This window comes from Azohydromonas lata (genome assembly GCF_034427735.1).
GTDB classification, from domain to species: Bacteria; Pseudomonadota; Gammaproteobacteria; order Burkholderiales; family Burkholderiaceae_C; genus Azohydromonas; species Azohydromonas lata.
The window spans coordinates 105239-119475 of sequence record NZ_JAXOJX010000008.1 but is presented as its reverse complement, the minus strand read 5'-3'; the positions used below and the strand labels follow the sequence as shown (position 1 = coordinate 119475).

Below are 14237 nucleotides of genomic sequence, written 5' to 3'. Positions count from 1 at the left end.
GTGCAGTTGCGCGCGCAGACCCTGGCCGCCCACCTGGCCCAGGGCCTCAGGCCCGTGTACGCGCTGTACGGCGACGAGCCGCTGCAGATGCAGGAAGCGGCCGACGCCATCCGCGCCGCGGCGCGCGCGGCCGGCTTCACCGAGCGCCAGGTCTTTACGGTCAGCGGCAACCACTTCGACTGGAGCAGCCTCCTGGGCGCCGCCCAGGAGATGAGCCTCTTCGCCAGCCGGCAGCTCATAGAGATCCGCATCCCGTCGGGCAAGCCCGGCAAGGACGGCTCCGTCGCGCTGCAGCGCTACTGCGAGCTGATCAACCCGGACGTGCTGACGCTGGTGCACCTGCCGCGGCTGGACCGCCAGCAGCAGCAGTCGGCCTGGTTCCTGGCGCTGGACGGCGCGGGGGTGAGCCTGCGCATCGATCCCGTGGAGCGCCGCGAGCTGCCGGCGTGGATTGCCCGCCGCTTGGGGGCGCACGGCCAGCGCGTGGCGCCGGGCGAGGAGGGCGAACGCACGCTCGCCTTCTTCGCCGACCGCGTGGAAGGCAACCTGCTGGCCGCGCACCAGGAGGTCGAAAAGCTCGCGCTGCTGTACCCGGCGGGCGAGCTGGGTTTCGAGCAGGTCGAGCAGGCCGTGCTCAACGTGGCGCGCTACGACGTCTTCAAGCTCAGCGAGGCGGTGCTGTCCGCCAACCCGGCGCGCACGCTGCGCATGCTGCAGGGCTTGAGAGCGGAAGGCGAGGCGGCCGTGCTGGTGCACTGGACGCTGGCGGAAGACATCCGCGCCCTGAAACGCGGGCGGGATGCGCTCAACCAGGGCAAGCCGCTGCCCATGGCGCTGCGCGAGGCGCGGGCCTGGGGGGCGCGGGAGCGGCTGTTCGAGCGGGCTTTGCCGCGCGCCACCGACGCGCAATTGACGGAATGGCTGACGGCGGCGCGGATTTGCGACGGGCTGGTGAAGGGCTTGAAGCACCCGGAATGGCCTTCGGAACCCTGGGATGGGTTGCAGAAACTGGCCTTGATGGTGATGCAGGGGCTGCGCTGAAAATTGAATATGTCAAAAGCTTCCGCCTCCAAGAAATATGTGATCGGCGCCATCATTGCCGCGTCGATGCTTGTTCCCTTGGCCTATTTGCTGAGCACGCTTTTTATTTTCAAGGCGGGCGATGCGTCTGCTTTCCAAGACACGCCGCCTGTTGTTTCAAATGACGGCACCGTCGATTTGGCATTGCGTGTGGCCGTCCTGGATTTGGACGCTCCCGCCTTCAACCGATTCACCGACATGCAATTGCAGTTCCGTCCCAAAGGAGCCGATGCATGGACCAGTGTGTCTCCTACGGGAGATCCTGAAGAAGTCAAAGGCAATGCCGACAATCAGCTTTTATATCGCTTCAAATTCCCATTGAAGCAAGCCAACGTCGAATACGAATACCACTTCACGTACCGCATAGACGGCCATCCCAAGGTCGCGGCCGGGCACGGCACACTTCAAATCCCATCGGAAGTTAAATAGCCAAACCTCGCTGGGCTGGCAAATTCACATCAAGTGCCGTTTCAAATTCAGTGACGATTCGAGGATTGGGCCAGACCATTGCTCCCTTGGTACACAAGGCGTCAACACTGGCAGAGGCCTCGCCCGTCGCCCTCACGTACACCGGCACAAGATTGAGCTTGTCCAACTGCTCCACCGCTCCCGCCCAAGTGCTGCCCTTCCTGAAACTGGCATTCAGCACCAAGGCCGCATCCGCCAGCGCATAAATCAATTTGTTCCGGCGCGTCGCCAGGCTGGCGTTGAACGTGGCATTGGGGTCGTAGGGCGAAATCAAAACCAAACGACCGTCGCCCAGGAGCCTGCGATAGTCCCGGCCCTTTGCCGTCTTTTCCAAACTATCCGCCAGCACGGCGGAAACCTGCCCGCCGGCGCTGAATGCGCCGTGCATGGCGATCTGGTCAATGCCCTGGGCGCCGCCGGATACCAGGGTTTTGCCGGCCTGGGCCGCCAGGCGGCTCACCGCCATGGCGTCATCCACCAAGGCATCGTCCATATGCCGCGAGCCGACCACGGCCAGCCCGCCGGAATCCAGCAGTGTTTTATCTCCACATCCGTAAATGATCGGCGGTGATTCCTCGCGCAGATGGGATTTGAATCGACGGGGGTAATCGGCATCCGCGCGGCTCACGACCCAAATGTCGTGGGATTGCCAACGTTTCACGGTTTGCTCCAGCACGGCACCACGACCCAGCAGCCAACGCAGGCGCACGGCATCGACCACAGACTGGCAGAGCTGCAATAAATCTTCCGCCTCCTCTCCCAGGAAATCCGCGGGCTGCCGCTTGATGTCCCGCAAATGGCGCGCCAGCGCGTTGTATTCCGCGAGTTTCAGAAGCTCTGACGGCGCGGCGCCACGTCCGCCCATCAGCGGCGCCGTCAAAAGGAGAATCGCCTGGGTATTGGGAGACAGGGTTTCAAGCATCCATCACTCCTTGGAGAAATGGCCTTGCGGGCCGGGCGGTGCCCGGCTTTTGAAACCCGTTGACGGCGGGGTCAGTAGCCCCGGCCGGACTCCACGCGGTGCAACGGCAATTCGCCGGCCAGGACGGCGCGCACGTTCTGGGCTGCCACTTCCGCCGCGCTGCGCGCGTCCGTCAGCGCCGCGGCGTGCGGCAGCACCGTCACACGCGGATGCGTCCAAAAGGGGTGATCGGCCGCCAGCGGCTCGGCCTGAAACACGTCCAGCACCGCATGCCGCAGCCGCCCGGCGTCCAGCGCGGCCAGCAGATCGGCTTCCACCACATGCCCGCCGCGCGCCAGGTTCACCAGGCTGGCGCCTTGCGGCAGCAGCGACAGCCGCGCGGCGTCGAACAACCCGCGCGTGGCCGGCGTCAGCGGCAGCAGGTTCACGACGATCTCGCTGCGCGCCAGCAGTGCGGGCAGCTCGGCGTCGCCACTGACGCACTCGATGCCGGGCTCGCTGCGCGGCCGCGCGCTCCAGCCCGCCACGCGGTAGCCCTGGGCCACGAGGCGGCGCGCGGCGGCCAGGCCCATCTCGCCCAAGCCCAGCACGGTCACGCCAACCTCGTCGGTGCGACGCTGGGGCAGGTGTTTCCACACGCCCTCGCGCTGCTGCCGCGCGTAGTCGAAGAAGCCGCGGTGCAGCGAGAGCACGGCCCACAGCGCCGTTTCGGCCATCGCCGTGCTCATGGCGGGGTCCACCATGCGGGCGATGGGCACGCCGGGGGGCAGGGTGTCGTCGGCCAGCAGGCGGTCCACGCCGGCCCACAGCGACTGGATGAGTTGCAAGCCCGTCAAGCCGCGCAGGCTGCCCGGGGGCGGGTTGGCGACCAGGGCGACGTCCACCTCGGCGCCGGGCTGGGCTTCGACCCATTCGGCTTGCGGCAGCGCCGCCTGCAGCGCCGTGAGCCAGGACTGGCGCTCGGCGGCACCGAGCTGGCCGACCAGGGCGAGTCTCATGAGGACGCCTTGGCGGCGTGTGCCGCCGCCCAGGCCAGCACGTGGCGGACGGTCGCTTCGCGCACTGCGGCCCGGTCGCCGCCGAGTTGCAGCAGCTCGGCCCCAGCGGCGCCACTGCGGTCGGCCCAACCGAACCAGACCGTGCCCACCGGCTTGCCCGGCACCGCGCCGCCGGGGCCGGCGATGCCGGTGACGGACAGCGCCAGGTCGGCATGGGCATGCGCCAGCGTGCCGGCGGCCATCGCGCGCGCCACGGCCTCGCTCACGGCGCCGTGGGCGGCGATCAGCGCGGCGGGCACGCCCAGGGATTCCGTCTTGGCCTCGTTGCTGTAGGTGACGAAGCCGCGCTCGAACCAGTCGCTCGATCCGGCCACGGCCGTGCAGGCGGCGGCGATCAGGCCGCCGGTGCAGCTCTCGGCCGTGGCGATGCGCCAGCCGCGCCCGCGCAGGGCGGCGGCGAGGGCGTCAACGAGAGGGTTCAGATCGTCGGGGAAATTCATGTGAAAGCTCTCCTGCCAGCCGGGCTGGCTCACATCGTGAACCGCCGCCACAGCGCGATCACCAGCACCGTGCAGAAGGCGGCCACCACGTCGTCGATCAGGATGCCGAAGCCCTGGGCCCAGCCCGGCGGCCGCTGGTCGTGGCTCTTGAACAGCCCGTCGGCCCAGCCCACCGGCCCAGGCTTGGCCGCGTCGAAGAAGCGGAACAGCGCGAAGGCGACGAGCTGCCCGGTGAGGCCCATGGGCAGGGCCAGCCACAGCACGGCCCAAAAGGCGATGACCTCGTCCCACACGATGGCGCCCGGGTCGCCCGTGCGCAGGTGCTGCGCCGTCAGCGTGCAGGCCCACCAGCCCACGAAGAAACCGCCCAGCAGCAACCAGCCCCACTGCGCGCTGGTCAGCCATTGGTCCAGCACGAGAAAACTCAGCCACGCCCACAGCGTGCCCACCGTGCCCGGCGCCTTGGGCGAGAGCCCGCTGCCGAAGCCCAGCGCGATCCAGTGCGCCGGGTGGCCCACCATGAAGCGGAAAGTGGCCCGGCGCGGGGCGGAGGTGTTCATCGCGCGCGCCCTCGGCTCAAGCCGACAGGAAATGGTCGAAGGACGGGAAGTCGCCCCGCAAAGGCCGGCCCTCGCCATCCACCAGCCGCACGCCGGGTTCGCTCTGCAATTCGCCAATGCGCGCCACGCCCACGCCCAGGGCCTGCGCAGCGGCCAGAACCTCGCCGCGCCGCGCGGGCGGGGCGGCGAACAGCAGCTCGTAGTCGTCGCCGCCGGACAAGCCGCATTCCAGTTGCAGCGCACGCGGCTGCGACGCCAGCACGGGGCTGCGGGGCAGGGCGTCGGCGTCGATGCGCACGCCCACACCGGAGGCGCGCAGCACGTGGCCCAGGTCGCCCAAGAGGCCGTCGCTGAGGTCTATGGCGCTGTGCGCCAGGCCGCGCAGCGCCTGGCCCAGCGCCACGCGCGGCGTGGGCAGCTCCATGGCGCGGCGGGCGGCGTCGAAGTCGCGGCCTTCCAGCGACACCTGGCCGCGGAACACCTCCAGGGCCAGCCGCGCGTCGCCGATGCCGCCGCCCACCGGGTGGCTGACCCACAAGTCGTCGCCCGCGCGCGCGCCGCTGCGCAGCAGCGCCTGCCCCGCGGGCACCTCGCCGAAGACGGTGATGCAGATGTTCAGCGGCCCGGCCGTGGTGTCGCCGCCGACCAGCTCAATGCCGTGCTCGTCCGCCAGCGCGAGCAGCCCGCGCGCAAAACCTTCGAGAAAGGCCGGGTCCGCCTTGGGCAGCGACAGCGCCAGGGTGAAGGCCAGGGGCCGCGCGCCGCAGGCGCCCAGGTCGCTCAGGTTCACGGCCAGCGACTTGTGGCCCAGCCGCGCCGGATCGACGGTGGAGAGGAAGTGCCGCCCCTCCACCAGCATGTCGCTGGAAACGGCCAGCTGCATGCCCGGCGTGACCTGGAGCAGCGCGCAGTCGTCGCCCACCCCCAGCGCCGCGCGCCGCACCGGGCGCTTGAAGAACTTCGCGATCAGGTCGAACTCGCCGAGGGCCATGGGTCAGGAGCGGTTGAAGCGGAGAAAAAAAGAAAGGCGAAAGGCAAAAGGCGTGGCCATAGCGGCGGCTTCAGCCCTGGCCCTGCTCGCGCAGCAGGTTGGCCAGCTCGACGGCGGATTTCACGTTCATCTTCTCGAAGAGGCGGGCCCGATGGACTTCCACCGTGCGCACGCTGATGCCCAGCGCGTTGGCGATGAGCTTGTTGGGCTTGCCCTCGATGACGAGCTGCATCACGTCGCGCTCGCGCTCGGTCAGCTCGGCCAGCGCATGCGACTTCACCTGGGCCTCGCGGCGGCGGTTGATGGCCTCGGCCGACAGGGCCAGCGCCTGCTCCACGCGGTCCACCAGCGCGTTGTCGGAAAAGGGCTTCTCCACGAAGTCGAAGGCGCCGCGCTTGACCGCCGCCACCGCCGTGGGCACGTCGCCGTGGCCGGTGAGGAAGATCACGGGCAGCGCCGACGTGATGCCGCGCTCCACCAGGCGCTCGAAGAGCGTCAGGCCGCTGGCGCCGGGCATGCGCACGTCCAGCAGCAGGCAGGAGGGCGCGTCCGGCCAGCTCGCGCGCGAGGCGGGTGGCAGCCCGTCCAGCATCGCCTCGAAGGACTCGGCGCTGTTGAAGCCTTCGGAAAGCAGCCGCCGCGAGCGCAGCAGCCAGGCCAGCGCGTCGCGCACCACATCCTCGTCATCGACGAGGTACACCATGGGGAGACCGAGGGGAGGCAACATTTCGGAAGTATCGGCGATGGGATGGACGATCACGCCTTCGTGGGCGCGCCGCGCAGCGCGCGCGCCGCATCCGGCAGCGTGAAGCGGAACTCGGTGCCGCCGGGCCCTTCCGGCGGCGGATGGCTTTCGAACTCCAGCGCCCCGCCGTGCTGCTCGATCACGGTGCGGCACAGGCTCAAGCCAAGGCCCATGCCCTCGGTGCGCGTGGTGAAGAAGGGCGTGAACAGGCGCTGCGCCACCTCGGCCGGGATGCCGGGGCCGGCGTCCATCACCGAGAACGCCACGCGCCCCTCGGCCGACGGGTGCACGCGCAGCCGCAGCACGCGCTGCGCCAGCGGCGTGGCCGTTTCCATGGCCTGTATGCCGTTGCGCGTGAGGTTGAGCAGCACCTGCTCCAGCATGGTCCGGTCGCACAGCACGCGCGGAATCGGGTCCGGGTACTCCATCTCGATGCGCGTGCCGCTCTTGCGCGCCTGCAGCCGCACCAGGGGCAGCACGGCGTCCATGAGCTGGTCGGCGCGGATGCTCTCGCGCGCCTGCTCGCGCCGGCGCACGAAGTCGTGGACGCTCTTGATCACGCGCCCGGCCCGCTCGGCCTGCTCCGCGATGCGCGTCACCGCATGGCGCAGCATGTCGTAGGTCTGGTCGTCGGGCTGCTGCAGCAGGTTGAGCGAGCCGGTGGCGTAGCTGGCGATGGCCGCCAGCGGCTGGTTGAGCTCGTGGCTGAGCAGCGAGGCCATCTCGCCCACGGTGGCCAGCCGTGCCGAGGCCTGCAGCCGCTCCTGCTGCTGGCGCGAAAGCTCCTCCACCCGGCGCTGCGCGCTCATGTCCAGCACCGCGCTCATCCAGCCCGTGTGCCGGCCCGCGCCGTCCACCAGCGGCGTCTCGTAAATCATCACCGGGAAGCGCTCGCCGTCGCGGCGCATGAACACCGTCTCGAACCCTTCCTGGTGCGGGTTGGCCACGGGCTCGGCGCGCATGCGCACGGCCTGGCGCTCGGTGTACTCCTCAACGAATTCGGGCGGCCAGTACGGCGGCGGCGCGGTCTGCAGCAGCTCCTCGGCGCTGAAGCCCACCATGGAGCAGAAGGCGGCGTTGACGTAGGAGATGCGCCCGTCCAGCGTGCGCGCGCGCAAGCCGGTGCTCAGCGAATCCTCCATCGCCTTGCGGAAGGCCAGCGCCTCGGCCAGCGCGTGCTCGGCGTGCGCGCGGCGCCGCACGTCGCGCGCCAGCAGCAGCAGCAGCGCAAACAGCGCCACCGACAGGCCCAGCACCAGCGCCGTGGCGAGATTCGGTATGAGCCGCGGGCTGCCCTCGGCGCTGTCCACGCGCAACTGCAGCGCGCTGCCCGGCAGCTCCAGCAGGTGGCGCGCGTTGTAGACGCCCGCCCCCCGCGCCATGCCCGCGCGCGCCAGCCGCGTGCCGTCCACCTCCACGATGGAGAACTCGTGCCGGCGCAACCGCTCCTCGCCCGCCGCCGCCTCCAGCAGCGCGCCCAGGCCGAAGCTCACGACCACGAAGCCGTCGGCCACACCCTCGCGCTGCACGGGGATGCAGGCATCCACCACCTCCACGCCCAAGCCGCCGGGCTGCGGGACGAAGTAGCTGCGCGAAAAGGCCGGCGCGCTAGCCCGGCGCGCGGCGCCGCAGGCGGGCTCCAGCTCGGCGCTCATCTCCTGGCGGCCCAACTGCGTGAACAGCGGCGCGCTGAAGGGGGAGGCCAGGCTTCCGAGCAGCGCCATGTCCTCGCCGCGGCGCTCCACGCGCAGCACCTCGTGCTGCGTGCGCAGCAACTGCGTGGCGCCGGACTGCCACTGCGCCGGCGCGCCCGCGCTCCACAGCAGCGCCTGCAGCGCCTGCACGCTGCGCAGCACCGTGCGGCGCAGCTCGGCCGACACCTCCTCGGCCACGCGGTCCACCGCCTCCTGCTGCCGCGTGGCCTCGTGGCGCACCGTCAGCAACACCAGCAGCGTCTGCGCCACCAGCAGCAGCGCCACCAGCGCCCCCCACAACAGCGCGCGCCGCACCCGGCCGGAGAGGGCATCGCGAAGCAACAACAAGACGTTCATCGGGGCGCGAGTATCGGCCAGTGCAAGGCCTCTACACCAAGGCGCGGGGGAACGCTTTGACGAGGCTCCTACAATCACTGCCCCCCGCACAGCAAAGAACGTCCACCTCCATGTCCACTGCTGAAGACAAGAGCGCCGAGCTGCGTCGCGCCGCCCTCGAATATCACGAGTTCCCGGTCCCGGGCAAGGTGTCCATCGCGGCCACCAAGTCCATGGTCAACCAGCGCGACCTGGCGCTGGCGTATTCGCCGGGCGTGGCCGCCGCGTGCGAGGAAATCGTGGCCGACCCGGCCAACGCCTTCCGCTACACCTCGCGCGGCAACCTGGTGGCCGTGGTGACCAACGGCACCGCCGTGCTGGGCCTGGGCGACATCGGCCCGCTGGCGTCCAAGCCGGTCATGGAAGGCAAGGGCGTGCTGTTCAAGAAGTTCGCCGGCATCGACGTCTTCGACCTGGAGCTCAACGAGAAGAACGTCGACAAGCTCGTCGACATCATCGCCGCGCTGGAGCCCACCTTCGGCGGCGTGAACCTCGAAGACATCAAGGCGCCGGACTGCTTCTACATCGAGCGCAAGCTGCGCGAGCGCATGAACATCCCCGTGTTCCACGACGACCAGCATGGCACCGCCATCGTCGTGGGCGCGGCGCTGCTCAACGGCCTGAAGGTCGTGGGCAAGGACATCACCCAGGTCAAGCTCGTGGCCTCGGGCGCCGGCGCCGCCTCGCTGGCCTGCCTGAACCTGCTGCTCAAGCTGGGCATGCCGCGCGAGAACATCTGGGTCACGGACCTGGCCGGCGTCGTCTACCAGGGCCGCACCGAGCTGATGGACCCGGACAAGGCCGAGTTCGCGCAGGAAACCACCGCACGCACGCTCTCCGAAGTGATCGAGGGCGCCGACGTGTTCCTGGGCCTGTCGGCCGGCGGCGTGCTCAAGTCTGACATGGTGCGCCGCATGGCGACGAAACCGCTGATCTTCGCGCTGGCCAACCCCACGCCGGAGATCGCGCCCGAGGACGTCAAGAAGGTGCGCGACGACGCCGTAATGGCCACGGGCCGCACCGACTACCCGAACCAGGTCAACAACGTCCTGTGCTTCCCCTACATCTTCCGCGGCGCGCTGGACTCCGGCGCCACGACGATCACGGTGGAGATGGAGATCGCCGCGGTGCACGCCATCGCCGAGCTGGCCCAGGCCGAGCAAAGCGAGGTGGTGGCCGCCGCCTACGCCGGCGCCACGCTGAGCTTCGGCCCCGAGTACCTCATCCCCAAGCCGTTTGACCCGCGGCTGATGATCAAGATCGCCCCGGCCGTGGCCCAGGCGGCGGCCGACTCCGGCGTGGCCTCGCGTCCCATCCAGGACATGGACGCCTACCGCGAGAGGCTGCAGCACTTCGTCTACGCCTCCGGGACGACGATGAAGCCCATCTTCGCCGTGGCCAAGTCCGCCGAGCACCGCCGCGTGGCCTACGCCGAGGGCGAGGAAGAACGCGTGCTGCGCGCCGTGCAGATCGTGGTGGACGAGAACCTGGCGCGGCCCACGCTCATCGGCCGCCCCACCGTCATCGCCCAGCGCGTGGAGAAGTTCGGCCTGCGCCTGCAGGAGGGCCGCGACTACGACGTGGTCAATATCGAGCACGACGAGCGCTACAAGGACTTCTGGCAGACCTACCACCAGCTCATGGAGCGCCGCGGCGTCACGCAGCAGTTCGCCAAGATCGAGATGCGCCGCCGCCTCACGCTCATCGGCTCCATGCTGCTGCACAAGGGCTACGTGGACGGGCTGATCTGCGGCACCTGGGGCACCACGGCGCTGCACCTCACGCACATCGACGCGCTCATCGGCCGCCGCGAGGGCGTGGGCAACTACGCCTGCATGAACGCGCTCATCCTGCCGGGCAAGCAGGTGTTCCTGGTGGACACGCACGTCAACTACGACCCCACCGCCGAGCAGCTCGCCGAGATCACCATCCTGGCCGCCGAGGAGCTGCGCCGCTTCGGCATCGAGCCCAAGGCCGCGCTGCTGTCGCACTCCAACTTCGGCTCCAGCAACCAGCCCTCGGCCGTGAAGATGCGCGACGCCCTGGCCCTGGTGCGCGAGCAGGCCCCCTGGCTGGAAATCGACGGCGAGATGCACGGCGACACCGCGCTGGACGCCGCGCTGCGCGCCGAGCAGATGCCGCGCTCCAGCCTCAGCGGCGAGGCCAACCTGCTGGTGCTGCCCAACATCGACGCGGCCAACATCGCCTACAACCTGCTCAAGACGGCCGCGGGCGGCGGCATCGCCATCGGCCCCATCCTGTTGGGCGCCTCCAAGCCGGTGCACATCCTCACGCCCTCGGCCACGGTGCGCCGCATCGTCAACATGACGGCGCTGACCGTCGCCGACGCCAACGCCCCGCGCTGATCCGGCAGGCGCCGCCCGGCCCGTCGAGACCCATCCGGGATTATCCCGGGTGCCCGCCATTGGCGCCTTGGCGGCGGCCTTGGACCCCGCTGCACCAAAAAACCCCGTGACGGCAAGCCGCACGGGGTTTTTGCACTGCGCTGGTGCGACTTCTTCACGCAAGCCCCAGCTATGGCCTTGGGTCCTTGCCGCAATTTGAGGCAAAAACTTGAGTTGCCGGGGGGCTTTGGTTACCATCCGCGCTTTCGCAGAATTCAGGGTTATCCCGTGTTGAGGAGTGGTCTGCCGCGGTTGTGGCCGTCTTTGCGTAAGTGGGGACTCGCTGTTGCCGTTGGTGCCACGTTTTCAAGCGGCCTGGCATGGGGGCCGGCGTGGAGCCGGAACTTCAACGGTGCGGAAGCCGCTTTGCAGGAAGTGCCCATGTCGGCTTTGCCGGCGCAGGCACGCGCCACCGAGCGGCTCATTCGTGCCGGCGGTCCATTTCCCTACGAGAAGGATGGCAGCGTGTTTCGCAACCGCGAACGGCTGCTGCCCGCGCGCGAGCGCGGCCACTATCGGGAGTACACCGTCCCCACGCCCGGCAGCCGCGATCGCGGCGCGCGCCGCATCGTCTGCGGCGGCCAGCCGCCCACGCAACCTGATGCCTGTTACTACACGGCCGACCACTACGCGAGCTTCAGCCGCATCGTGTTCGACCGATGACCACCGCTTTGTGTGACTCCAGGAGGTAACGCGACCATGTTGTTGCAGACCGTCCGATCAAACATCGTTCAGTCGATACGTGCGTACCGCGTCGAGGATCTGATGCATGCCGCCCAGGGCGCCGGCCAGCATTTCCTCCACGCCAACCTCAGCAATGCCCAGTCCAAGCAGGAGGTGCTGGAAAGCATCGCCCAGTCCTTCCTGTTCCCAGCGCATTTCGGCAAGAACCTGGATGCGCTGTACGACTGCATGACCGACCTGGTCCACAAGTCCGGCGTGCAGCCGGGCTTCGTGGTGGTGCTGGAACAGCTGCCGGACAACCCGCGCTTTGACCGCGAGGCGCGCGAGCAACTGCTCGACGTCTTCCGCGACGCGGCCGACTTCTGGGCCGAGCGCAAAGTGCCCTTCAGGTGCTTCTATTCTTTTCAGTAGCCCGCTCCCAGGAAAACGGGTCATGGGAGCGGGCGACGGAAGTGGCCCCGGCGGAAAAGCCGAAGGCACTGACGAAGGCCCAGCAACAGGCGAATTTCGGCACCAACATGCCGCTCATGTGCAGCGCATTCGACACCGCCATGTGGCGAAGCGCCGCCTGAAGCCTGCAACGCTCAGACGACAGTCACCAACGCAAACGAAAGGCGACCCTCGGGTCGCCTTTTTTCATGGCCGCGCGAAACCGGGCCTCAGCCCGCTGCGGTCGCCGACACCTTGGCCGCCAGCGCCACGAACTCGTCCACCGGCACTTCCTCGGCACGGCGCTGCACGTCGAAGTCGCCGCCGAAGCCCTTTTGCTCCAGCCAGCGGCCCAGCGTGTGGCGCAGCAGCTTGCGCCGCTGCGAGAAGGCCACGGCCACGAGCTCCTCCAGCAGCTTCACGTCCAGCGCCACCGGTGTGGGCCAGGGCAGCATGCGCACGATGGAGGAGTCCACCCGCGGCGGCGGGTCGAACGCCTCCGGCGGCACGTCGAACAGCGACTCCACCTGGTAGCGCCACTGCAGCATCACCGACAGCCGCCCGTAGTCCTTGCTGCCCGGCGCGGCGGCCATGCGGTCCACCACTTCCTTCTGCAGCATGAAGTGCTGGTCGCGCACCACGTCGGCCACGGGCAGCAGGTGAAACAGGATGGGGCTGGAGATGTTGTAGGGCAGGTTGCCCACCACGCGCAGCGGCCCCTGCGCGGCGCGCTCGGCGGCCAAGGCGCGGAAGTCCACGCGCAGCACGTCGGACTCCACCACCGTCAGCTCCGCGCGCTTGCGCAGCCGCGCGGCCAAGTCGCGGTCCAGCTCCACCACGGTGAGCGCACCCGCGCGCGCCACCAGCGGGTCCGTCATGGCGCCCAGGCCCGGGCCGATTTCCACCAGCGGCTCGCCCGGGCGCGGGTCTATGGCGCGGACGATGGCGTCGATGACGCCCATGTCCGAGAGGAAATGCTGGCCGAAGCGCTTGCGCGCGATGTGCTGTCCCATGCTCAGCGCGGCCCTTCACGCATCTCGACGTAGGCGCGCGAGCGCAGCTCGCGCACCCAGTCCACGTAGGCCTGCTCGAAGCGCTGCTCGCGCAGCGAGTCGCGGGCGAGCTCGCGCAGTTGCTTGGGCTCCAGCGCCACCTCGCGGCGCTGCATGACCTGGATGAGGTGCACGCCAAAGCGCGAGACCACGGGCTCGGACAGCGCGCCCATGGGCTGCAGCCCGTTCATGGCCTGCTCGAACTCGGGGACGAAGGCGCCCGGCGAGGTCCAGCCCAGGTCGCCGCCCTGCGCGGCGCTGCCGTCCTGCGATTGGGCGCGCGCCACGTCCTCGAAGCGCGCCTTGCCGCTTTCGATCTGGCGCTTGTAGTCCTCCAGCCGTTTCTTGGCCGTCTCCAGCGACAACTGCGGCGAGGGGCGCAGCAGGATGTGGCGGGCATGCGTCTGCGTCACGCGCATGCCGGCGTCCTCGCGCTTGTCCACCAGCTTGAGCACGTGGAAGCCCGCGCCGCTGCGCAGCACGGTGGGCGCCACCTGCCCGGGCTTGAGCTTGCCCACCTGGTCCACGAACACGTCGGGCAGCCGCGCCGCGGGGCGCAGGCCGATCTCGCCACCGCGCTCGCGGTTGGCGTCCTGCGACACCTCGCGCGCCACGGCGGCGAAGTCCTCGCCGCCGCGCACGCGCTGCAGCGCCTTCTCGGCCACCGCGCGCAGCCGCTCCACCTCGGCCGCCGGCGCGCCGTCCGGCACGGGTACCAGGATTTGCGCCACGTTGTATTCGGCCTGGCCGCCGGACTCCTGGCGCTGGCGCTCCAGGAAGGCTTCGATGTCGGCGTCGCTGATCTTGATGCGCTGCTGCAGCTCGCGCTCGCGCACCCGCTCGATCATGATCTGGTCGCGCATGTTGGCCCGGAAGCGCTGCATGTCCACGCCGTCCTGGCGCAGCCGCTCGCGCAACTGCGCCGGCGTGAGCTGGTTCTGCGCGGCCACGCTGTTCACGGCACGGTCGATTTCGGCCTCGTCCACGCGCGCGCCGGTGTCGCGGGCATAACTCAGGATCACGCGCTCGTCGATGAGCGCATCCAGCACCTGCTGGCGCAACTGGTTCTCGGGCGGCAGGCTCTGGCCGGCGCGCGCGGCGTCGGCGCGCACGCGCGCCACGCGCTGCTCCAGCTCCACCGCCGTCACCAGCTCCTGGTTGACGACGGCGACGATGAAGTCCGCGGTGCGCGGCACGTTGGCAGCGCTTTGCTGCGCCTTGGCGGCCGGGGCGTTGGCTGATTGGGCCGGCGCCTGCAGCGCACACGCCGCCAACACACAGCCGAGCACGAGGGTCTTGGGCTTGAAAGACAC

At 69.5% G+C, this 14237-nt stretch carries 14 protein-coding genes; 5 read left to right on the top strand and 9 right to left on the bottom strand.

Annotated elements, in window-relative coordinates; genetic code table 11:
- Entirely contained in the window at nucleotides 1-1041 is a 1041-nt protein-coding gene (holA, locus tag SM757_RS07585) for a DNA polymerase III subunit delta (protein WP_322464987.1), read from the top strand.
- A gap of 9 nt (nucleotides 1042-1050) precedes the next feature.
- Entirely contained in the window at nucleotides 1051-1509 is a 459-nt protein-coding gene (locus SM757_RS07580) for a hypothetical protein (RefSeq protein ID WP_322464986.1), read from the top strand.
- On the opposite strand, the gene SM757_RS07575 is transcribed toward SM757_RS07580, so the two are convergent.
- The 7 genes from SM757_RS07575 to SM757_RS07545 all read right to left on the bottom strand — a co-directional run bounded on the left by SM757_RS07575 (nucleotide 1502) and on the right by SM757_RS07545 (nucleotide 8315).
- Nucleotides 1502-2470: a DNA-processing protein DprA gene (locus tag SM757_RS07575; RefSeq protein WP_322464985.1), complete on the bottom strand. Its 969-nt coding sequence runs from the start codon at nucleotides 2468-2470 to the stop codon at nucleotides 1502-1504. The genes SM757_RS07580 and SM757_RS07575 overlap by 8 nt on opposite strands.
- 71 nt (nucleotides 2471-2541) lie before the next feature.
- Nucleotides 2542-3468 (bottom strand): 2-hydroxyacid dehydrogenase, encoded by a 927-nt coding sequence (locus tag SM757_RS07570; protein ID WP_322464984.1) that lies wholly within the window; start codon nucleotides 3466-3468, stop codon nucleotides 2542-2544.
- The gene (locus SM757_RS07565; protein WP_322464983.1) at nucleotides 3465-3968 is read right to left on the bottom strand and encodes a CinA family protein; all 504 of its coding nucleotides are present in this window, start codon (nucleotides 3966-3968) and stop codon (nucleotides 3465-3467) included. The genes SM757_RS07570 and SM757_RS07565 overlap by 4 nt, the downstream gene beginning before the upstream one ends.
- 29 nt (nucleotides 3969-3997) lie before the next feature.
- The gene (locus SM757_RS07560) at nucleotides 3998-4528 is read right to left on the bottom strand and encodes a phosphatidylglycerophosphatase A family protein (protein WP_322464982.1); all 531 of its coding nucleotides are present in this window, start codon (nucleotides 4526-4528) and stop codon (nucleotides 3998-4000) included.
- Between the two features lie 16 nt (nucleotides 4529-4544).
- On the bottom strand, nucleotides 4545-5519 hold the full coding sequence (thiL, locus tag SM757_RS07555; protein ID WP_322464981.1) for a thiamine-phosphate kinase: 975 nt from the start codon (nucleotides 5517-5519) through the stop codon (nucleotides 4545-4547).
- Nucleotides 5520-5589: 70 nt separating this feature from the next.
- Nucleotides 5590-6246, bottom strand: a complete 657-nt coding sequence (locus tag SM757_RS07550; RefSeq protein ID WP_084267095.1) for a response regulator transcription factor — start codon at nucleotides 6244-6246, stop codon at nucleotides 5590-5592.
- Nucleotides 6247-6275: 29 nt separating this feature from the next.
- Nucleotides 6276-8315, bottom strand: coding sequence for a sensor histidine kinase (locus tag SM757_RS07545; protein WP_066330644.1), 2040 nt, complete (start codon nucleotides 8313-8315; stop codon nucleotides 6276-6278).
- A 110-nt stretch (nucleotides 8316-8425) separates the two neighbouring features.
- On the opposite strand from SM757_RS07545, the gene SM757_RS07540 reads away from it, so the two are divergent.
- The 3 genes from SM757_RS07540 to SM757_RS07530 all read left to right on the top strand — a co-directional run bounded on the left by SM757_RS07540 (nucleotide 8426) and on the right by SM757_RS07530 (nucleotide 11854).
- On the top strand, nucleotides 8426-10720 hold the full coding sequence (locus SM757_RS07540; RefSeq protein WP_322464980.1) for an NADP-dependent malic enzyme: 2295 nt from the start codon (nucleotides 8426-8428) through the stop codon (nucleotides 10718-10720).
- A 405-nt stretch (nucleotides 10721-11125) separates the two neighbouring features.
- The gene (locus SM757_RS07535) at nucleotides 11126-11422 is read left to right on the top strand and encodes a ribonuclease domain-containing protein (protein ID WP_238455646.1); all 297 of its coding nucleotides are present in this window, start codon (nucleotides 11126-11128) and stop codon (nucleotides 11420-11422) included.
- 36 nt (nucleotides 11423-11458) lie between these two features.
- A complete protein-coding gene (locus SM757_RS07530) occupies nucleotides 11459-11854 on the top strand; it encodes a barstar family protein (protein ID WP_084267083.1) in 396 nt (131 codons plus the stop codon).
- 248 nt (nucleotides 11855-12102) lie between these two features.
- On the opposite strand, the gene rsmA is transcribed toward SM757_RS07530, so the two are convergent.
- Nucleotides 12103-12885, bottom strand: a complete 783-nt coding sequence (rsmA, locus tag SM757_RS07525) for a 16S rRNA (adenine(1518)-N(6)/adenine(1519)-N(6))-dimethyltransferase RsmA (RefSeq protein ID WP_322464979.1) — start codon at nucleotides 12883-12885, stop codon at nucleotides 12103-12105.
- A gap of 2 nt (nucleotides 12886-12887) precedes the next feature.
- Complete coding sequence (locus SM757_RS07520) at nucleotides 12888-14237, bottom strand: peptidylprolyl isomerase (protein WP_238455645.1); 1350 nt, start codon at nucleotides 14235-14237, stop codon at nucleotides 12888-12890.